An 18866-nucleotide genomic window follows, 5' to 3' on the forward strand; every position below is an offset into this window, starting at 1 on the left:
CATCGCTCTCCTATTCTGCTGCTGCGGGCACAAGCTTGCCAGTATCAGTGCGTGTTGTTTGCACTTCCGCAGCAGCAGGAGCGATCCACCGCAACCGAAGCGCATTGGACAGCACAAACACACTCGACAGCGCCATCGCACCCGCGGCCAGCGCGGGCGAGAGCATCAAGCCCGAGAGCGGATAGAACACCCCAGCCGCCACCGGGATCAGCAAGGCATTATAGCCGAAAGCCCAGAACAGATTCTGGCGGATGTTGCGCATTGTGCGTTTGCTCACATGCAGCGCGTTCACAACCCCGTTCAGGTCACCGGACATCAGCACCACATCCGCCGCCTCGATCGCCACATCGGTGCCGGTGCCGATGGCCACCCCCACATCCGCATGGGCCAAGGCAGGTGCATCATTGATCCCGTCCCCGACAAAGGCCAACTTGCGCCCGCCCGCTTGCAGCTTTTGTAGTGCTGCGACTTTGCCCTCAGGCAGGACCTCGGCAACGACCGTATCAATGCCCAACTGTGCTGCAATTGCTTCCGCCGTGGCCTGATTATCACCCGTGATCATCGCAACCTTAAGTCCCAGCGCGTGCAGTGCCTCGATTGCCTGCGCTGTGCTGGGTTTGATTGGGTCTGACACTGCAATAATCGCGGCAAAACGCCCGTCAATTGCAGCATAGAGCGGGGTCTTGCCCGCCTGCCCCAGCACTGTTCCCTGTTCTTGCACGGCATCCAGCGCGATACCCTCGCGCACCATAAGGCGGTCTGCACCGACAAGGATTTCATGTCCGTCAACTACGGCGCTGACACCGTAACCGGTCAACGACTGGAACGTGTCGACAACGCCGAAGGCCAGCCCCTCCTGTTCCGCACGCCGCACAATCGCAGCAGCGATAGGATGCTCGGACGTGCCCTCAACCGAGGCCACCAGCCTCAGCACATCACTCTCTTGGAACCCCTCCATCACCTGCAGATCGGTCAATTCCGGACGCCCCTGTGTCAGTGTGCCGGTCTTATCAAACGCAACGGTTTCGATATCGCCAAGCGACTGCAAGGCATCGCCACGCCGGAACAAAACGCCGAGCTCCGCAGCACGACCCGTGCCCACCATGATCGACGTGGGCGTCGCCAGCCCCATCGCACAGGGGCAAGCAATAATCAGGACAGCCACCGCTGCCACCACCGCAAGACCGAGGGCGGGAGACGGCCCCAGCACCAGCCATGCGACAAAAGTCAGCGCCGCAACGCACATAACCGCAGGCACAAACCAAAGCGTGATCCGGTTGACCAGATCCTGAATGGGCAGCTTGGCGCCCTGTGCCTCTTCTACCATGCGGATGATCTGGGCCAAAGTTGTGTCTCCGCCCACTTTCGTGGCGCGAAATGTCAACGCTCCAGTGCCGTTGACGGTGCCACCGACAACCTCCGAGCCTTCGGATTTCTCGGCGGGCACAGGCTCTCCGGTGATCATGCTCTCATCGACATAAGACGTGCCACGCAACACGATCCCGTCGAGGGCGATCTTCTCGCCCGGTCGCACCTGCACCAGATCACCAACCACGATTTCATCAACAGACAGCTCCACAATCTCGCCGCTCCGCTCCACATGGGCAGTTTTGGCCTTGAGCCCGACAAGCCGCGCAATCGCCTGCCCTGTGCGCCCTTTGGCGCGGGCCTCAAGGAACCGACCCAGCAGAATAAGGGTAACAATGACCGCCGCCGCCTCAAAGTAAACTGCGCGTGTGCCCTCTGGCAGAAGCATCGGCACAAACAAGGCGACAGTGGAAAACCCCCATGCCGCAGACGTGCCAAGAGCTACAAGGGAATTCATATCAGGCGCACCTTTGAACAGCGCGGGGAACCCTTTGAGGTAGAACTGCCGCCCGGGGATCGCAAGAACAAGGGTCGTCAGGACAAACTGGATCACCCAGTTGAGCCCCATGCCCATCGTGTCCATGATCCACATGTGCAGCGCAGGGATAAGGTGACTGCCCATCTCAAGGACGAACACAGGTAGGGTCAACGCTGCGGCCAGCAGTGTCATCGTCTTGAGATGTGCAGCCTCGGATGCCTTGCGGTCGCGGGTATCGTCCGTGTCGCCCTCATCCGTGATCAGCCGCGCCGGATAACCGGCAGCGCTCGCCACCTGTGAAATCTGCGCAGCAGAGACACCAAGTGCCTGAACTGTTGCGCGCTCCTGCGCCAGATTGACAGAAGCCATCACAACACCGGGCACTGCGCCAAGGGCGCGTTCAACCCGCCCGACACAGGACGCACAAGACATATTTTCGATTGAAAACCTGTATGTTTGCAGCTCCGCAGGGTAGCCCGCGTCTTTGAGCGCAGTGACGACAGGCTCCATATCGGACCCTTCCGCCATCACAACTGTCGCCGTCTCTGCCGCAAGGTTTACCGATGCCGACTGCACCCCAGCTACGGCCAGCAACGCTTTTTCTACCCGCCCTACACAAGAAGCGCAGGACATCTCGCGGACATGGAATGTGGTCGAATTTTCGCTGCTCATGGTGAGGCTCCTATTCTGTCTCACATAACAGATAGGGCTTCCAGTAGCTGGAGGGTCAAGGGCTGATGTGGATTTAATCTTCGTGCTGTTTAATGCGGCGGGTTTCGACCGGCCTGAACATCACGCTCCCGCTCGGGCCAGGTGGAGCGGATATAGGCGAGGATATCCCATATCTCGTCATCCGAAATTATGCCCTCAAAGGCAGGCATGCCGCTGTTGAATCCGGTCACACCCATCGCGGCCAAAGCCGCTTGCCCGCCCTGCTTGGTATACTCGAACAACATTGCATTATCGTGATGCCATGTATGGCCAGACGCATCATGCGGCGGTGCTGGAAGGACGCCGTCCTCTCCGGCAGAGCGCCAATCCGGCTGGCCTTCCAAATTCACCCCATGGCAAGCAGCGCAGTTCGCGGCATAGAGCATGGCCCCTGCCGCGATGTCGCGCCCCTCCAATTCGTGATCAGCATTTGCAGCGCTTGCGCAAACCATCAGGACCAGTGCCAGCTTTCTCATGCAACCGTAACCCATGTGCGCATGCCACCCACCGCGTGGCTCAGCATATGGCAATGCAGCAACCATTTGCCCGGATTGTCAAAGACACAGATGACATCACGGCTGGCTCGCGCTTCCACCAGCGTGGTGTCGCGCAGATCCCCAAGGGCATCGTCTGCACCGACCTCATAAAAGTGGTGGCCATGCAAATGAATGCCATGCGGAAAGGAGGTATCGTTGACCAGCGTGATCCGGACCGTCTCGCCCCTTTGAAACGCGCCGAAAGGCTCCGGTTGCAGATCGGAGACGTTGTTGAAGGCCCAGATGTTGTCACCCCCGTGCCGCCCGCCCATGGCACCGCCCATCATGGTAAGGGTCAAGTGCTGTGTCGGCGTGTCCGGTTCCGGCAAGTCCGGCGCAGCAAGGGCCGCAATCGCGGTTGGTTGTCTGTCGGCATTCGCCCCCACGGCAGCAAGGTCGGCCAATCGGAACGAGCCGTCACGCATCAGCATATCGAAGGCGACATCCGCCTGCACATCTACGATTAGATCAGCGCGCTGTGCAGGGGCCAGTGTTATAGCTGTCAAAGCGCGCGGCGCAGGAAGCGCCATACCGTCGAGCGCCACAATGGACCCCACAGCCCCGCTTATTTGCAATGGAAATACCCGATTGGTCGCCGCATTGATGAGCCGCAAGCGGACGCGGTCCCCGATGCTGACCTGCGATTGGGATAAGAACCCGCGTGCAAAATTCCCCATATAACCGCCATGGGCTACACTGTGCATGTCGGAAAACTCGTCAATGAGGCTACCGTCTTCCTGCAACCTCCAATCCGCGAGAAGCACAGTAATGTCATGATCCACGTCCGGCGGCACATCATCCTCGATAATAAGCGGTCCCATCATGCCGCGTGCCACCTGCTCATGCGAAATGTAATGCGAGTGATACCAGTATGTGCCGGAATCCGGCGGCACAAAGCTGTAGGTCATCCGCGCACCCGGCTGGATCAGCTCCTGCGTGAGGACAGGCACCCCATCCATCACGTTTTCCAGCCGTATACCATGCCAGTGAACGGCGGTGCCCTCCTCAAGCGCATTCTCGACCTCCACCTCCGCCCGAATACCACGGCGCAGGCGTAGCTCGGGCCCTGGCATCCCGCCATTGAAGCCCAGCATCGCCGTCGTCCCTTCGCCCTCGGGCAAGACCTGCTGCAGAACCGCTTCGGCTTTCAACCGCAACATCTCCCCCGCCGCAAAAACAGTGCGTGGCAGAAATGCGAGCGCGCTGGTCGAAGTCAAAAAAGTCCGTCTCTTCATGTAAACCTCATGTCGGCAAAGCGAGTGTGGATGTCAGAACCGCGGTAACAGCCAGCACAGTCAAGATAACGCCCCATTCGATGGAAATTGAGCGCGACAGATGCCCTGCGGCATGCGGATCGCCTGCTTTGAGCGCAGGAATAAACCGCAGCTTGTTTGCAGCCCCCAAAGCAAGCAATCCGACAACAAACAGGACCTTCAAGATCATCGCCTGCCCGTATCCTGTGCCCAGCAGCGCAGCAACTGAGCCCACAAGCATATAGCCGAGGTAGACGCCGAAAACGATCAGAGCGGGAATTACTCCCCGTGCGACAATACCGAAGCGATGTCCAAGATCTGCGGCCCTTGGCCAATGCGCGGGCACAGCTGCGAGCCGTTTAAGGGGAATGAGTATTCCGAGCCAGAATGCGACAGCCCCCAAATGCAGCACCAGTGCGCCATCAAGAAGTGCCGTATCTCGGGTCGATACATGGCTTATCAACGGGAATGACCACAGCGCAATAACCCCGCCAACGCTTGACAGTACAAGGCCCCTACGGCCCATAAACAGCCCGACAATCAAAAGACCAAGGCCCAATACGCGGCACAAAAGCGCCGTGCCAACCGAAGTGACCCAGAGAAGTCCCAGCATCTCTGGATCGGTCATCCCGCTCGCATCACCGGTCAGATTGGCTCCACCAAGGGAAAAGGACAAGACAGCGGCGGCAAGCCCCAGCACTCCAAAGGCAATTGCAGGCCCTTTGTAGCGGTCCGTCTTGAAAACCAAAGCAACAATAACCGTGCCGACCGCCGTCAGGACGCCCAGATATAGTGCCATCTTGGTAATGATCGCTGCAAGCCCCCAGATATCCAGCATACTTACTCTACAACAAAGCTAAACGAGCCGGTCATAGCATGTCCGTCAGCCCCCAATCCGCGCCAGTCAATGACATAGGCGCCGCTCCCCATGGGTTGCATTGGCACGGTAAAATCAATCTCCATCCCCTTATAGGCGCTCAGGTCAAGATCGACAGACGCGTGATCCGCATGCGTCATACTCACCCGCGTTAAGCGGATATCGTGCAAAAAGTTCATGACAACTTCAGCAGGAGCTTCGGTCAAAACCGCCTCATGAGCCGGTGTAGTCTCGTCCATGGCCGAATGCGCCAAAGCGCCTGTCGCGAAAGCGGATATTATGCCCGCAAGCAGTATATTTTTCATTTTCATTTCCTCATAGGCCATCAGTTGATCCCGTTGGCACGTTGCAATTCTCGAATGTAGGCGGTGATCAATGTGACATCCCCGCGTGTCAGCCCCTCGACCGCCGGCATGTCGCCAAAGGGCCAGTGATGCGCGCGCACGCCAAGAGACACGGCCCGCTGGAAGCTTTCGTCCGCATGGTGGCTGGGCTCATAAATGATGTGAACAAGCGGGGGTGCGATACCCTCCCGCCCTGCCGCGTTGATCCCGTGACAGGCGGCACAATTCGCATCATAGGCCCGCTGCCCGATCTGCGCATTTTGCGTCAAAGCGTCGGGAAGTGCGACACTGACGATCTCAGCACCCTCAACGGAGCCGACCGAACCGTCAGCAGATTCGTCCCCCCCGAGTGGCAAGTAGATCAACCCGACACTCAGCACTGCGATAACCACTGCGGCGGCTATTATGAACTTCATCACTGCATCTGCCTCTCACTAATTTTTTGAAGCAGGGATACGCGTTCCAGCAGGTGGAAGGTCAAGACTTAAAATATCAATCAATATGAAAAATAACGACTTACAAGTATACCTAAAATTTCCTCGTTTGTATGGAAGGACTGCAAGTTAAGCTTGGTTCGCCGTGAGCCAGATCAACATTACTTCATACAAATTATCATAAACGGCCCTTACCGGCCATTCACCCATTGATCGCCTTGCTGCGGTGCGGCCCGTCAGACCGGCCATTCGCTGCAACCGCGAAATCAAGAGGGTTGCGAATTCACAGAGTGCGGACAGACTTGCCGTTCGGCCTCCTGAAATGAAGTGCCGCTCTCAACAATTTCCGGACTTTCAGCGCCGACCGCGAATTGTACCCTCACAGACGCGCCAACTTATCCGAGCTAACGGGTTGGTCCAATCCTTCACGGGCAAACCGAACTTCGCCTCCAATCGCAGATAGCTGGCAGGTACAAATTTGACGCCTTATCCTATACACTTTGATCAACAAGTGAAAACGATCACACTGGTCCTGCTGACAAATAGCGCCCTTACTCCCACTCCATCTCTTCATAAGTGGCCTGTGCGTTGCGGCCTGCAAGGCTCTTGAACTGGTCGAGATAGGCCCAGGCCGATTGGTCGATCTTGGGCGCGTCGATGATATCACCGCCCTCGTCGATCAGTGCGCCGATATGTGTGCGCAGGTTCACCAGATAGTCGTAGGTATCGCGCCGCGCCGTCTCAAGATCAGTGGCATGGCCATGACCCGGCACGATATGGGCCGGATTGAAGGCGGCCATCTCGTCAAACACCTCGACCCAGCTTCGCGTGTTGCCTGCCGGTCCATAACCCAGAAGCCGCTCGACATAGACGATATCGCCGGTGAACATCACGTCGCGCTCATCAAGCCAGACAAAGCTGTCTCCCAGCGTGTGGGCAGGTCCACGATGCATAATCTCAAAGCTGAGCCCACCGATTTCGAGCGTGTAATCCGTCTCAAAAGTTATGTCGGCATAGGCAGGCTCGGTCCTGTCCAGCTTTTCGCCGATGAGTTGGGACAGCATCGTAAAATGCAAGGATTCCCGATCCTTGTGATCGGCAACGGCTTCGGTCGACGCGATCACCTTTGCGCCTTGTGCTTGCCAGTGCCCATTCCCAAGCCAACGGTGGTCCTGTCCGCCCGTATTGATGACATAGACCACCGGCTGGTCGGTGACAGAACGGGCCGCCGCGTGCAGCATTTCTGCGCCCTTGAATGACCCGCCCGGGTCCATCAACACCGCCCCCTCGGGCGTCACCACCAGTCCGAAGGTCGCGTTATTGGCAAGGTTTTCCGGGTTTCGTTGCTCATGTGGGCCGACGATGGCCCAGACGTCGTCCGTGACAGGCTGGATTTCCAGAACATCCGCGAGGGTGGGGACAGGCAGGACAAGAACGGCCAGTGTCAGGACAATATGTTTCATCGAAGAACCTTAATGATTGTGAGGGTTCTGGCCAGAGGCCAGTGCCAGATGATGGGCTTGATGGTGCATACCTACGGTCATCAGGCCGATAAAGCCAAGGCCGCGAATGCGAGCGGTGTCTGGCCCGATGACCGTCATGACAGCGCCTCCATCGGTTTCTTCAGCTTGCATGTTCCAGCCCTCCACGCCGTTCATTGTGGCGACATGCGCCACCGTCATCGCACGGATTGAAGCGATGACGGCCGGATCGGTCGACGTGACGGTGAACTGCGCCCCGCCGTCGAGCTCTTCACTGAAGACATCGGCGCGCAGGGTGACATTGTCCATGTCGATCAAGTGTTGGCGCAGGCCCTCAATGTCCACCTTGCTCCAGTCCGTCGCGGGATCGGCCATCAGCACGGCGGTGATTTCCTGAATAGCGGCAAAGGCGGATTGTCCGCCCTCGCGCAGAGTGGTGGATGCGGTCCCATGCATTGCCGGATCATGCGCGGCAGCCTGCTCGACGGCAGGAAGCAACAGCATTGCACCCGCAGGGATTGTGATCTCGTCCACATGACCCGAGCGCGCGCCATCTCCCGAGACAAAATGCAGATGTAGCTTCTCGCCAGGGTGCGAGGCGACGCCCTCCAGCGCTTCACCGGTGTAGACGCCGACAATCTCGCCACTTGCGCCAGGTTCTTCATAGGCGTTCATCGCGGGCAGCTTGTTGGCATGACCGCCGCCGTGACCACCCAGTGTGCCATGCGCCGGGGCTTCTCCGGTCACCACATGCCAGACCAATTGCGGAAAGCTGCCCTGAACGCGGATCGGAAACCCACCTTCAGGATCAAGGCCAATGCTTTGCGCCTGCATTTCGATGAAGTGGGTCAGGCGCTCGGGTGCCATATCGTGGGGGATTTCGAAAGAACGCCAGTCGGCCACCGTTCCAAATGCGAGAATAACCGCTTCCTCCCCTGCCATTGGTCGCGTCAAGCGTGCCTCCGGATCATCACCGCGACTGACGAGTACTGCTCCGTCAAGCATTACCACTTCGCCACGTAGGCCAGCAGTCGCGCCAACGCCCCAGGCAGACGGGACGGTCAGCGTATCCAGCGCAATGGCACCTCCGGTCTCACCGGTGCGCATCATGTGGCGGAAGTTACCGTGGGCCGTCAGCTCTTGCGCGAAGGCAAGGCAGGGCAAAGTGGCTGCAAAAATGGTTAGTGGGATCAGTTTCATCGGGTGTCCTTGCGTTCTACGTTGCGCCCTTATTGCAGTTTGACCATCCACAGCATATGATCGTGATCATGCCCCCCACGCTTGAAACCTTGTTTTCCGGATCACGATCCGTTCATCTCGCTGATGGTGCAGTCCTGTTCCGCAGTGCGGCGCCTGTATCTGAGATTTTTTTGGTGAGCGCAGGGCAGATTCATCTGATCCGTCATACGGTGCATGGCGTGAAAATGGTTCTGCAGCGGGCGAGGCAGGGAATGGTCGTGGCCGAAGCCTCTGCCTATTCGGACAACTATCATTGCGATGCGATTGCTGCGACGGACTGTATCGCTTTGGCGTTGCCGAAACCCGCATTCCTGTCGGCAATAGCCTCCAATCCGAGCCTTGCGGCGGTTTGGGCGGCAACCCTGGCGCGCGGCGTTCAGGCCGCACGGATCAAATCAGAAATCCGGTCCCTGCCCAAGGTGGCCGAGCGGCTTGACGCCTGGCTTGGCGAAGGAAACCGACTGCCGGAAAAAGGCCATTGGCAGGACGTGGCGAATGAGCTCGGTATCACACGTGAGGCGTTTTATCGCGAGCTGGCGCGACGGAAGAAATCCACGCTATGATCGCATTAGGCGTTACACAGCCAAAGTGCAGCATCAGTCAAACTGGGCTAATTGTGTTGAAAAACTCCGGATTTTGGATGCCGCAATTTTTCGGAAAGAACCCGTGAAACCCAAAAGTCAGATGATATCTGCCATGAGGCGCAGTGAGCTGATGCATGAGGGGCAGAGGGCCAATTTGCCCGAACCCCTCGCCTCAAAAATTCCGTCGCGCCGTACGGACATAAATTTCGCCGATTTTGCCAAAAACGGAGTTTTTCAACACAATCGGCTCACTGCCGACCTTCGCTGCGTTTGCACAACAGAAAAAACTGGTTGATGCCCTGAGCGTCCGCTTCCTTCTCGCTGCCCTTTCGATTTCGCACCTGCAGCGAATGTCGGCAATCCCGCCCAAGGTTAAAGTAATTACATCGATACCAGATCGCAACGGATGGAAAGCACCAATCAATGCAACAATGGCCGAGAATAAGCTATTTCTGCCCGCTCAATCATTCGTTTGACCGTCCTCAAGCTCGGCCCCCCGATATCGCCATGACACGACAGAATGATCTCTTCGATAACTGCGACCGCCTCATCAGGAAGATTATGCGCTCTACCCAGACGCTGCGCGAAACCGACAAGGTGCTGTTTTGACACCGGAGGCAATTCCAGCGGCGGACAGCGGCTCAAAAGGGGCTCAGGAAGGCCGCGCAAACCATTCGCCGTCAGCACCCACCCCACCCATGAGAGATCAAACTGGACGCGGTAGTAGGGGCATTGCCAAGTCGAAGCCGTCATTCTTTCCAAAAGTGGCAAGAGCCCATCGGTCAAGCTGAACCGCAGCCCCTTATCTGAGTTCACGTCACCCGCCTTTTCCACCTCATCAACAACAATGATCGGATCGGCACATCTTTCTCTGAGGATTGTCTCAACGATCTTACCAGGCCCGGCACTGCCCCAGCCACGCTGTGAGCCGATAAGTGCAAAGCTTGCAGGCTCACCGGTAGCCTCGACGACGGTAGTCGGCACTTCGAGCAGTTTACCAAGCCTCCGCGCCCAGTGGGATTTGCCGATACCCGGTGGGCCGAGAAGCAAAAGTGGCGCAAACTGGATGCTGGGACGGCCCTCGCGAACGGATTTCCGCATCGAGTGCTCGGTGGCAGGCGCCATCCAAGGCATCTCCTCGTGCAGGGTCGCGGCAAGGACATCTGCATCGTATTCGTTAGAGATCCTTGAGACTGTCGCGCCGTCCTGCAGTCTACGAAGGGCATTCCGATCCTCTGTTTTCAGGTGCTGCATCCCTGTCGCTGCCTCTTGCAACTCGACATATCTCAAAGCGCGCCTCTCGATCTTGATCTTATCTTGAGTTGAAAGAGAGTTCACAGAAAGGTCGAAAGTTTCCGTCGGGCCATCTTCTGCAAATCTCTCAATTTGTTCGGCGGCACATCGCTGCTCGCGAAAGCCTCTCAGAAATCTGGAGAACCTCCGTTCAAGATCGGCGACCGTAGGGGTTTTGTCGAAGAAGCGAATGTTCGCGATCGGGATGTTTGATTTCAGCATGTTGGATTCCTTTCAGATCCCAGCACACAGCTTTGCTATGCACCGGTTGCCAGACCGAGGGTCGGACAAGGGTTTTGATATGAAAGGCTCCGGAGCCTTGGAACGGAAAGTGAACAAATGAAGAGGCTGTGTCAACGTAGGCGAGGGGCCACTGTAGATGCTTGTCTACAGTGGCCCCTCAAAACTTCCAGATCACCAGAAATTAAAAAACACTTTAAAACAATGCCTTAACTTCAACTGGCAAAAATAGCATAGTAAAGTGGCAGACTTTTTACCCCGTTTGGCAGAAAATAGGGTGTCTTTTCACCACACTCTTCCACCTCGCGGTCTATCTCAGCCGCACTTGCTGTGCCCGCAGCTGCCACACGTCATACAGCCTTCGACCATCCGCAGGTCGAACTGGCCGCAGCTTGCGCAGGCTTTGCCGCGTGGTTTTTCCAACCCGACGACTTTGGCTTGCGGGTCGGCCTTCAGGCCCAACCCTTCACCAGCGATGAACCCGGTCGTGATCAAGTGCTGCTCGATCACGCCGCCGATGGCTGCCAGAATGGACGGGATATATTTGCCGCCCATCCATGCGCCCCCGCGCGGATCGAACACGGCTTTCAGCTCCTCTACCACAAACGATACATCACCGCCGCGACGGAACACCGCCGAGATCATGCGCGTCAGCGCCACAGTCCATGCAAAGTTCTCCATGTTTTTGGAGTTGATGAACACTTCGAACGGACGGCGATGCCCGCCAACCACCAGATCGTTCACCGTGATATACAACGCATGTTCGCTATCGGGCCATTTGATCTTGTAGGTTGAGCCTTCCAGCTCTTGTGGACGGTCCAGCGGCTCGGACATATAGATGACGTCACCATGCGGGGCTTGTGGCTCTTCACCGTCGTGGCTCACCACTTCCGGGGCGGCTTGTTTGTCCTCTGACACCGACAGGACCGATCCTGTCACGTCATTGGGGCGGTATGTTGTGCAGCCTTTGCAGCCTGTGTCCCACGCCTCCATATAGACGTCCTTAAAGCTCTCGAACGAGATATCTTCGGGGCAGTTGATCGTCTTGGAGATGCTGGAATCGATCCATTTCTGTGCTGCCGCCTGCATTTTTACATGCTCGATGGGGGCCAGCGTCTGGGCATTGACGAAATAATCGGGCAGCGGGGCGTCACCTTTCAGGTCGCGCCACATCTGTACGGCATAGTCCACCACCTCTTCTTCTGTGCGGCTGCCGTCCTTTTGAAGCACCTTGCGCGTATAGGCATAGGCAAACACCGGCTCGATGCCCGATGATACATTACCCGCATACAGGCTGATGGTGCCTGTGGGCGCAATAGAGGTCAGCAGCGCGTTGCGGATGCCGTGGGTGCGGATCGCATCGCGCACATCCTCGTCCATCGCACGCATCGTGCCAGAGGCCAGATACTCATCCGCGTCAAACAGCGGAAACGCGCCCTTCTCCTTGGCCAAATCTACTGACGCCAGATATGCGGCGCGGGCGATGGCGTGCAGCCAATCCTCTGTCTGACGCGCCGCCTCGTCCGAGCCATAGCGCAGGCCCAGCATCAGCAGGGCGTCGGCCAGACCCGTCACGCCCAGACCGATACGGCGCTTGTTCTTGGCTTCAAGCTGCTGCGCTTCCAGCGGGAACTTCGACACATCCACCACATTGTCCATCATGCGCACAGATGTCGCCACCAGCGCGTTCAGCGCCTCGATATCCAGTGCTGCGGTCTCCTCGAACGGGGTCGTTACCAGACGCGCCATGTTGATCGAGCCGAGGAGGCAAGCGCCATAGGGCGGCAGCGGCTGCTCACCGCAGGGGTTGGTGGCGGCGATTGTTTCGCAATAGCTCAGGTTGTTGGCATCGTTGATGCGGTCGATAAAGATCACACCGGGTTCGGCGAAATCGTAGGTCGCCTGCATGATCGCATTCCACAGGTCCAGCGCCTGTACCGTCTTGTAGGTCTTGCCATCAAATTTCAGGTCCCACGGACCATTCGCCTTGACCGCTTCCATGAAGGGGTCGGTAATCAGCACGGACATATTGAACATCCGCAACCGCGCAGCGTCCGACTTGGCAGTGATGAAATCCTCAACATCGGGGTGGTCGCACCGCATGGTCGCCATCATCGCACCACGGCGGCTGCCTGCGGACATGATCGTGCGGCACATCGCGTCCCAGACATCCATGAAGGACAAGGGGCCAGAGGCATCCGCCGACACGCCCAGCACATCCGCACCCTTGGGACGGATCGTGCTGAAATCGTAACCGATCCCGCCGCCCTGCTGCATGGTCAGCGCGGCCTCTTTGAGCATGTCGAAAATACCGCTCATGCTGTCGGGGACCGTACCCATGACGAAACAGTTAAACAGCGTCACACGTCGCGCCGTGCCTGCGCCAGCAGTGATGCGACCAGCGGGCAGATATTTGAAATCCTCCAGCGCGTCATAGAAGGTCTCTTCCCAGCCGTCCTTGTCATCTTCGACCTGTGCCAGATCGCGCGCAATACGGCGCCACGTATCCTCGACCGTAACGTCATGCGGCGTGCCATCGGCCGCCTTGAACCGGTATTTCATGTCCCAGATTTGTTCAGCGATCGGGGCGGCAAAGCGGGTCATGGGCGATTCCTCGGTGGGGTTAAACAGGAGCTGGAACATAGCGAACAAAGCGCAGATTGGAACCCGCTCTTTGTCGCTATTTCGGAATTAGTATAGCGTCAAACTAGCACAGTTTGCATATGATCCCAAACGATATACCCTATGTTGTGGCTCAGGGGTGAGTCTGTGGATAAGTCAGTGGGTAAATCTGTGAGCAACAAATTCGTCAATCTCATCAAGCTGTCAGTCGGCACAGACAACATTGAACAGATGGTGGCTTGGCAGGCGCATCGCGCCTCTCTGTCGCCAGACGGACAATACTATCACCAGACACGCATGTGGCCCAAGCGCGAGGCTGAAATCATCAACGGTGGTTCAATCTACTGGGTCATCAAAGGCGAGATTTCGGCACGTCAGCGCATCATCCGACTGGACGAGAAAATCGGTGTGGACGGCATCCGCCGTTGCGGCATCGTGCTGGACCACGAGGTCATCCCGACCGTCAACGCGCTCAAACGGCCCTTCCAAGGCTGGCGCTATCTCACGCCACAAGATGCCCCCGCAGACCTCTCCGCAGGGCACAGCAAGGAAGAACCACTGCCGGTGGAATTGAACCGCGCCTTGGCCGAAATCGGGGTGCTCTAGGCGCTAGCGCAACCGCGCCAGCAAGGCATCCAAACTCACACGCTCTGCTGCATCCACCTGTGCCACCCGCGACTGCCACAGGGTCGCTTGCGAGCGTAGCATCAAACCGTCTTCGAGGATTTTCAGGTGATTGGCGCGCAGCGTCTCACCGGTTGAGGTGATATCGGCAATCGCTTCGGCTGTCTCGTTCGCCACGGTCCCTTCTGTCGCCCCTTGGCTGTCCACCAGCGCATAGTCCGCCACCCCTGCTTCACGCAGGAACTCGCGCACAAGGCGGTGGTACTTCGTGGCGATGCGCAGACGGTGGCCATGCACTTCGCGGAACGCGGCGGCAGCGGCGTCCAGATCATGCAGAGTGTCAACATCGCTCCACCCCGCAGGCACGGCGAGGATCAGATCGGCATGGCCAAACCCCAGTTCCGCCAGCGAGATCACGGATTGATCCCACAACGCCAGCTTTTCATAGACCAGATCAGTGCCCGTCACCCCCAGATGGATACGCCCCGCTGCCAACTCGCGCGGGATTTCTCCCGCTGACAACAGCACCAGCGCGACGCCATCGATGCCCTCAACAACGCCTGCATATTCGCGGTCCGACCCGCTGCGCGCCAGATGAATGCCGCGTGCGCCGAACCACTCGAATGTCTTCTCCATCAGCCGCCCCTTGGACGGCACCCCCAGCTTGAGCGTCATAGACCTGCCTCCAGTTCCAGCATCACACCGGGGCGCATCACGCCGCCTACCGCAGGAATTTCACGATTGCCCTCAAGGCTGGCCCCCAGCCGCCGCGTCAGCGCGTCATAGCGTCCGCCTGTGGCCAACGGCGGCAGATCGGGCCGCAGCACAGAGCGGAAGCCAAAAACAAACCCGTCATAATACTCCATCGAAGTACGCCCGTAGTTCGCCTCGAACATCAGCGTGTCAACATCCACGCCCCGCGCTGCCAGCGCATCTTTACGCGCGGCGACACCTGCCACGGCAGGAATGATCGCGGGCAGATCAACCGACAGATCGTGCAACCGCTCCAACGCAAGCGGCATAGGCGCGGACAGCGACAACAACGTCTCGATCAGCTGCACAGATTTCTCCGCCAGAGGAGGCGCTTTGGCGTCCTCGCGCAGGGCCGCGATCCGCGTGTCCACGTCGTGCTGGCGGCGCACGCCGACCAAGGGCGCGGCAGCAGGCACATCCCCCGCCAGCAATGCCGCCCGCGCAGGCGGCACAGGAATCCAGCCCGCAAACTGCGACAGCAAAGCGCGAAAACGCCGTGGCCGCCAGATATGGCGCATTAATGCGTTCTTGCGCAGTTCGGTCGTGTCCAATCCCTGCACGACCGCCATCAAAATACCGATATCCCCGGTCACGGCCCGCACATCCAGATCACCCAAAGCCTGCGCAATCAGCGCAAACACTTCCGCATCGCTCGCGGCGGGGTCTTTACGCTCGAAAACCTCGTAACCGACCTGCACATATTCATTGGCCCGCTCGGGGTGGGTTTCCTGACGGCGAAACACCTCGCCCGCATAGGTATAGCGCGCAGGCTCTGCCCCCTCGGCCATGTGCATTTGCACCACAGGAACGGTGAAATCGGGCCGCAGCATCTGCTCACCGCGCAACGCGTCCGACGTTACATAGGCCCGCGCGCGAATATCCTCGCCATAGAGGTCCAGCAGAGTGCCCGCCGGTTGCAGGATCGGCGGCTCTACCGCCTGCGCGCCCTGAGCTTCGAACTCTGCGCGCAACGCGGCTGCCTTGGCGTTGGTCTGCGCGCGTGTGGGGCTCACCGGTACAGCTCCAGTATTTCGCGTACGCGTTCCACCAGATCGCCACGCGGCACTTCATACTGGCTCGGACGATCGCGCCATTCTTCCAGCGTTGCATTTTCAGCCATCTTGGCCCCAAGGATCAAATCCTTGATCTGGATCACACCGTTTTCCTTCTCGGTATCGCCCTCGATCACCGCAATCGGGCTGCCGCGCTTGTCGGCATATTTCAACTGGTTGCCAAAGTTCTTTGGATTGCCCAGATAGACCTCTGCCCTGATCCCGGCCTGACGCAATTCTGCCACCATGGCCTGATAATCCGCCATCCGCGCCTTATCCATGACCGTGACAACCACAGGCCCCGGTGCCGCAGTATCAATCCGCCCTTTGGCGTGCAGCGCGGCCAGCAATCGGTCCACCCCGATGGATACACCTGTCGCAGGCACCTCCTGCCCCGTAAACCGCTTGACCAGATCGTCATACCGACCGCCACCCGCAACCGAGCCAAAGTTGCGCGCGCGCCCCTTCTCGTCCTTGATCTCAAAGGTCAGCTCGGCCTCGTAGACAGGGCCAGTATAGTAACCAAGGCCGCGTACGACTGACGGGTCGATCTCGATCCGGTCAGGGCCATAGCCACCTGCTGCCAGTAATTCCGCAATGGCTTCCAACTCGTCCACACCGTCGCGGCCAACAGCACTTTCGCCGACCAACTCACGCAGACGCTTGCATGTCGCGGCACCGCTGTCGCGCTTGGCCTGCATAAAGCCCATCACCACATCAGCACTGACATCATTCAGCCCCGCACCCTCGGTGAAATCGCCGCTCTCGTCCTTGCGGCCTTCCCCCAACAGCGCCCGCACGCCATCCGCGCCCAGACGGTCCAGCTTGTCTATCGCGCGCAAAACGATGCCGCGCTCAGCCTCTTTGTCGTCCCCTGACAGGCCTGCAACCTCCAGCACGCCGTTCAAAACCTTGCGGTTGTTCACCCGAACAATGTAGTCACCGCGCTCGATGCCCACTTCTTCCAGACAATCAGCCAACATTGCGCAAATCTCGGCATCCGCCGCCACGCTGCCCGTGCCAACCGTATCCGCATCACATTGATAAAACTGTCGATACCGCCCCGGCCCGGGCTTTTCGTTGCGCCAGACTGGCCCCATGGCATAGCGGCGGTACGGCGTGGGCAGTTCGTTGCGGTGCTGCGCATAGACCCGCGCCAGCGGTGCTGTCAGATCATACCGCAGGGCCAGCCAGTCGCCCGCCTTTTCCGCCTCGGCATCCTCTTGCCATGCAAACACCCCCTCGTTCGGGCGGTCCACATCGGGCAGGAACTTGCCCAGCGCCTCGACCTTCTCCACCGCCGCACTCTCCAGCGCGTCAAAGCCGTAGCGATGATAGACCGCAGCAATCTTGGACAGCATTTCAGCGCGCTGGGTTACTTCGGCACCGAAATAGTCGCGGAACCCGCGGGGCGTTTCCGCCTTGGGGCGCGGAGTCTTTTTGGGCTTGGCCATGATCGTCCTCTAAACGGGGTTCAAATCTCGCGCAGGCTGTAACGGATGCAGGGACGCGGGGCAAGCAACAGCCGCATCACCACAGGTTTGCGAGCACGGCACAACCGCCGCCAAAATCGTGTCGCAGGCCCCGCAGGGGGCGGCGTCCGCGCGGTCAATCTGCAGCAATGCCATTGCGCGCCCGTCCGATCACGCCTAACTGGGCGCTATGGAACATCTCGAAGAACAGCTCGCCCATTTGCAACGCACCGTTGATGATCTGTCAGACATCATCGTTGCCCAACGCAACGAAATCGACCGCCTCAGCGCACGTGTTGACATGCTCATGCGCCGCGAGGGCGAGCGTGAAGCGGCGGGCGGTGGCGGTGTGGTGGTGGGCGACGAGCGTCCCCCACACTACTAGATACCGCCGCCTAGTTGGCTGATTTCACCGCGCCCGCCAGCACTGCGCCATCACTCACAAAAAACTCTTTCCACTTGTTGTTGTGCTCGTGGAACTCATAGGCGCTCACAAAGGCTGCAGCGGCGTCCAGCTTGCCAATCTGGCCGCCACAGGGCTTGTTCTTGCCTGTGCGGCAGACTTTGGTTTTCACTTTGTCATAGGCTTTGTCCGTGGCCGCATAGGGCAAATGCTTGCCCGCCGGACTAAAGCGTATCTGCTCATAAAACGAAGGCGCGCCAAACAGCGCATTGGCAGCGGTAAACTGGCGCGGGCAGTTATCGCCAAAGCCTGTCACGTAAAAAGTGCGCTTGTCACGCACGCCGGGTTTTGAATCGTGCAGGGTAAATCCGCGCCGTCCCGTGCTGCCCAGTTTCTTGCCCAGCGCCTTGCCGCGGGCTTCACAGACGCGCGCAATCTCGCCAAAGGCCAGCACCGTGCCGTAGGGTACATCACGCTGGTCAGGTCCTGTCCGCGGGGCATTGCCGCGCGCAGCGGCACTTCCGCCAAACAGGCCAATCCCGCGTCTGCGCGGCTGCAATTCTTCTCGCGGCGAGACTTCGGGCGCGGGCAATGCAGCCAGTTGCACCTCTTCTGTTTCCGTCGCCGTTTCGGCCGCATTGGCAGATGTCGTGGGAGTTGTCTCAATCACAACCTGATCTGACTGCGCGGCGGCCACATCCGCCGCGACAGCAGCCGCAGGGTCCGCATTGGCTGCGCGGCGGATCAAACCGCGTAGAAATCCGCCACCTGCGGGTGCAGCGGCTGCTTCGGCCTGTGTGCTGTCAGTTTCTGTCGGCACCCCTGTATCTACAGCTGCCGGCACTTCGCCTTCTGCCGCACTTGTGCCGATAAACCCTTCGCGCGCTACTTCTTCCGCGTCAGGCAGGGCCGCAGCACTGGCAGCATCTTCAGGCGGCACATCCACATCCGAAAGACGGCCAATCCCCGCAAGCGGGTCGCCACAGGCGGCTAATATCAACACAAATGTGAATACTGGTAAAACGCGCACTAGGCCACTCCCACAAAGTTGACAGACTCTTAACGAAGGCCACCGCCAGCGTCCAGCAACACCAGCGATCCG

General features: G+C 58.8%; 17 protein-coding genes. 3 read left to right on the forward strand and 14 right to left on the reverse strand.

The genetic code is table 11. The annotated features are described in order from the left end of the window. Positions 1–10: 10 nt before the first annotated feature. The 8 genes from Q0903_RS12765 to Q0903_RS12800 all read right to left on the reverse strand — a co-directional run bounded on the left by Q0903_RS12765 (position 11) and on the right by Q0903_RS12800 (position 8682). Positions 11–2518: a heavy metal translocating P-type ATPase gene (locus Q0903_RS12765; RefSeq protein WP_299415877.1), complete on the reverse strand. Its 2508-nt coding sequence runs from the start codon at positions 2516–2518 to the stop codon at positions 11–13. 89 nt (positions 2519–2607) lie between these two features. Then, a complete protein-coding gene (locus Q0903_RS12770) occupies positions 2608–3033 on the reverse strand; it encodes a c-type cytochrome (RefSeq protein WP_299415879.1) in 426 nt (141 codons plus the stop codon). Continuing rightward, on the reverse strand, positions 3030–4328 hold the full coding sequence (locus tag Q0903_RS12775; RefSeq protein WP_299415882.1) for a multicopper oxidase family protein: 1299 nt from the start codon (positions 4326–4328) through the stop codon (positions 3030–3032). Before Q0903_RS12775 ends, Q0903_RS12770 begins: the two co-directional genes overlap by 4 nt. Before the next feature lie 7 nt (positions 4329–4335). Further along, a complete protein-coding gene (locus Q0903_RS12780) occupies positions 4336–5184 on the reverse strand; it encodes a CopD family protein (RefSeq protein WP_299415885.1) in 849 nt (282 codons plus the stop codon). A gap of 2 nt (positions 5185–5186) precedes the next feature. After that, on the reverse strand, positions 5187–5528 hold the full coding sequence (locus Q0903_RS12785; RefSeq protein WP_299415888.1) for a copper resistance CopC family protein: 342 nt from the start codon (positions 5526–5528) through the stop codon (positions 5187–5189). A gap of 20 nt (positions 5529–5548) precedes the next feature. Further along, positions 5549–5983, reverse strand: coding sequence for a cytochrome c (locus Q0903_RS12790; RefSeq protein WP_299415891.1), 435 nt, complete (start codon positions 5981–5983; stop codon positions 5549–5551). 569 nt (positions 5984–6552) lie between these two features. Continuing rightward, a complete protein-coding gene (locus Q0903_RS12795) occupies positions 6553–7464 on the reverse strand; it encodes an MBL fold metallo-hydrolase (protein ID WP_299415893.1) in 912 nt (303 codons plus the stop codon). Between the two features lie 9 nt (positions 7465–7473). Continuing rightward, complete coding sequence (locus Q0903_RS12800) at positions 7474–8682, reverse strand: acetolactate decarboxylase (RefSeq protein WP_299415895.1); 1209 nt, start codon at positions 8680–8682, stop codon at positions 7474–7476. 68 nt (positions 8683–8750) lie between these two features. On the opposite strand from Q0903_RS12800, the gene Q0903_RS12805 reads away from it, so the two are divergent. Continuing rightward, positions 8751–9284, forward strand: coding sequence for a Crp/Fnr family transcriptional regulator (locus Q0903_RS12805; RefSeq protein WP_299415898.1), 534 nt, complete (start codon positions 8751–8753; stop codon positions 9282–9284). Positions 9285–9725: 441 nt separating this feature from the next. Here Q0903_RS12805 and Q0903_RS12810 read toward each other — a convergent pair whose 3' ends face one another. Both Q0903_RS12810 and Q0903_RS12815 read right to left on the reverse strand, forming a co-directional pair. Beyond that, the gene (locus Q0903_RS12810; protein WP_299415901.1) at positions 9726–10820 is read right to left on the reverse strand and encodes an AAA family ATPase; all 1095 of its coding nucleotides are present in this window, start codon (positions 10818–10820) and stop codon (positions 9726–9728) included. A gap of 333 nt (positions 10821–11153) precedes the next feature. Next, complete coding sequence (locus tag Q0903_RS12815; RefSeq protein WP_299415904.1) at positions 11154–13442, reverse strand: adenosylcobalamin-dependent ribonucleoside-diphosphate reductase; 2289 nt, start codon at positions 13440–13442, stop codon at positions 11154–11156. A 141-nt stretch (positions 13443–13583) separates the two neighbouring features. On the opposite strand from Q0903_RS12815, the gene Q0903_RS12820 reads away from it, so the two are divergent. Then, complete coding sequence (locus tag Q0903_RS12820; RefSeq protein WP_299415907.1) at positions 13584–14066, forward strand: DUF1489 domain-containing protein; 483 nt, start codon at positions 13584–13586, stop codon at positions 14064–14066. A 3-nt stretch (positions 14067–14069) separates the two neighbouring features. Here the strand turns inward: Q0903_RS12820 and hisG are convergent, their stop codons facing one another. From hisG to hisS, 3 genes are read right to left on the reverse strand one after another with little or no spacing between them, the layout of a single operon-like run. After that, positions 14070–14759 carry an ATP phosphoribosyltransferase gene (hisG, locus tag Q0903_RS12825; RefSeq protein WP_299415910.1) on the reverse strand — a complete coding sequence of 230 codons (690 nt, stop codon included), beginning with the start codon at positions 14757–14759 and terminating at the stop codon, positions 14070–14072. Then, positions 14756–15850 carry an ATP phosphoribosyltransferase regulatory subunit gene (locus tag Q0903_RS12830; protein WP_299027926.1) on the reverse strand — a complete coding sequence of 365 codons (1095 nt, stop codon included), beginning with the start codon at positions 15848–15850 and terminating at the stop codon, positions 14756–14758. Before Q0903_RS12830 ends, hisG begins: the two co-directional genes overlap by 4 nt. Further along, complete coding sequence (gene hisS, locus Q0903_RS12835) at positions 15847–17343, reverse strand: histidine--tRNA ligase (RefSeq protein WP_299415913.1); 1497 nt, start codon at positions 17341–17343, stop codon at positions 15847–15849. The genes Q0903_RS12830 and hisS overlap by 4 nt, the downstream gene beginning before the upstream one ends. A 208-nt stretch (positions 17344–17551) precedes the next feature. Here hisS and Q0903_RS12840 point away from each other — a divergent pair, with 208 nt between their 5' ends. Then, entirely contained in the window at positions 17552–17746 is a 195-nt protein-coding gene (locus Q0903_RS12840; protein ID WP_299027920.1) for a SlyX family protein, read from the forward strand. 10 nt (positions 17747–17756) lie between these two features. Here the strand turns inward: Q0903_RS12840 and Q0903_RS12845 are convergent, their stop codons facing one another. Further along, on the reverse strand, positions 17757–18794 hold the full coding sequence (locus Q0903_RS12845; RefSeq protein WP_299027917.1) for a hypothetical protein: 1038 nt from the start codon (positions 18792–18794) through the stop codon (positions 17757–17759). Positions 18795–18866: the final 72 nt, after the last annotated feature.

Source organism: uncultured Sulfitobacter sp., assembly GCF_947502895.1.
In the GTDB taxonomy this organism is placed as follows: domain Bacteria; phylum Pseudomonadota; class Alphaproteobacteria; order Rhodobacterales; family Rhodobacteraceae; genus Sulfitobacter.

What these genes read in the sequence shown, in the direction of transcription:
- Q0903_RS12765 (WP_299415877.1), bottom strand. Translation starts at nt 2,518, where the DNA reads ATGAGCAGCGAAAATTCGACCACATTCCATGTCCGCGAGATGTCCTGC.
- Q0903_RS12770 (WP_299415879.1), bottom strand. Translation starts at nt 3,033, where the DNA reads ATGAGAAAGCTGGCACTGGTCCTGATGGTTTGCGCAAGCGCTGCAAAT.
- Q0903_RS12775 (WP_299415882.1), bottom strand. Translation starts at nt 4,328, where the DNA reads ATGAAGAGACGGACTTTTTTGACTTCGACCAGCGCGCTCGCATTTCTG.
- Q0903_RS12780 (WP_299415885.1), bottom strand. Translation starts at nt 5,184, where the DNA reads ATGCTGGATATCTGGGGGCTTGCAGCGATCATTACCAAGATGGCACTA.
- Q0903_RS12785 (WP_299415888.1), bottom strand. Translation starts at nt 5,528, where the DNA reads ATGAAAAATATACTGCTTGCGGGCATAATATCCGCTTTCGCGACAGGC.
- Q0903_RS12790 (WP_299415891.1), bottom strand. Translation starts at nt 5,983, where the DNA reads ATGAAGTTCATAATAGCCGCCGCAGTGGTTATCGCAGTGCTGAGTGTC.
- Q0903_RS12795 (WP_299415893.1), bottom strand. Translation starts at nt 7,464, where the DNA reads ATGAAACATATTGTCCTGACACTGGCCGTTCTTGTCCTGCCTGTCCCC.
- Q0903_RS12800 (WP_299415895.1), bottom strand. Translation starts at nt 8,682, where the DNA reads ATGAAACTGATCCCACTAACCATTTTTGCAGCCACTTTGCCCTGCCTT.
- Q0903_RS12805 (WP_299415898.1), top strand. Translation starts at nt 8,751, where the DNA reads ATGCCCCCCACGCTTGAAACCTTGTTTTCCGGATCACGATCCGTTCAT.
- Q0903_RS12810 (WP_299415901.1), bottom strand. Translation starts at nt 10,820, where the DNA reads ATGCTGAAATCAAACATCCCGATCGCGAACATTCGCTTCTTCGACAAA.
- Q0903_RS12815 (WP_299415904.1), bottom strand. Translation starts at nt 13,442, where the DNA reads ATGACCCGCTTTGCCGCCCCGATCGCTGAACAAATCTGGGACATGAAA.
- Q0903_RS12820 (WP_299415907.1), top strand. Translation starts at nt 13,584, where the DNA reads ATGTTGTGGCTCAGGGGTGAGTCTGTGGATAAGTCAGTGGGTAAATCT.
- hisG (WP_299415910.1), bottom strand. Translation starts at nt 14,759, where the DNA reads ATGACGCTCAAGCTGGGGGTGCCGTCCAAGGGGCGGCTGATGGAGAAG.
- hisS (WP_299415913.1), bottom strand. Translation starts at nt 17,343, where the DNA reads ATGGCCAAGCCCAAAAAGACTCCGCGCCCCAAGGCGGAAACGCCCCGC.
- Q0903_RS12840 (WP_299027920.1), top strand. Translation starts at nt 17,552, where the DNA reads ATGGAACATCTCGAAGAACAGCTCGCCCATTTGCAACGCACCGTTGAT.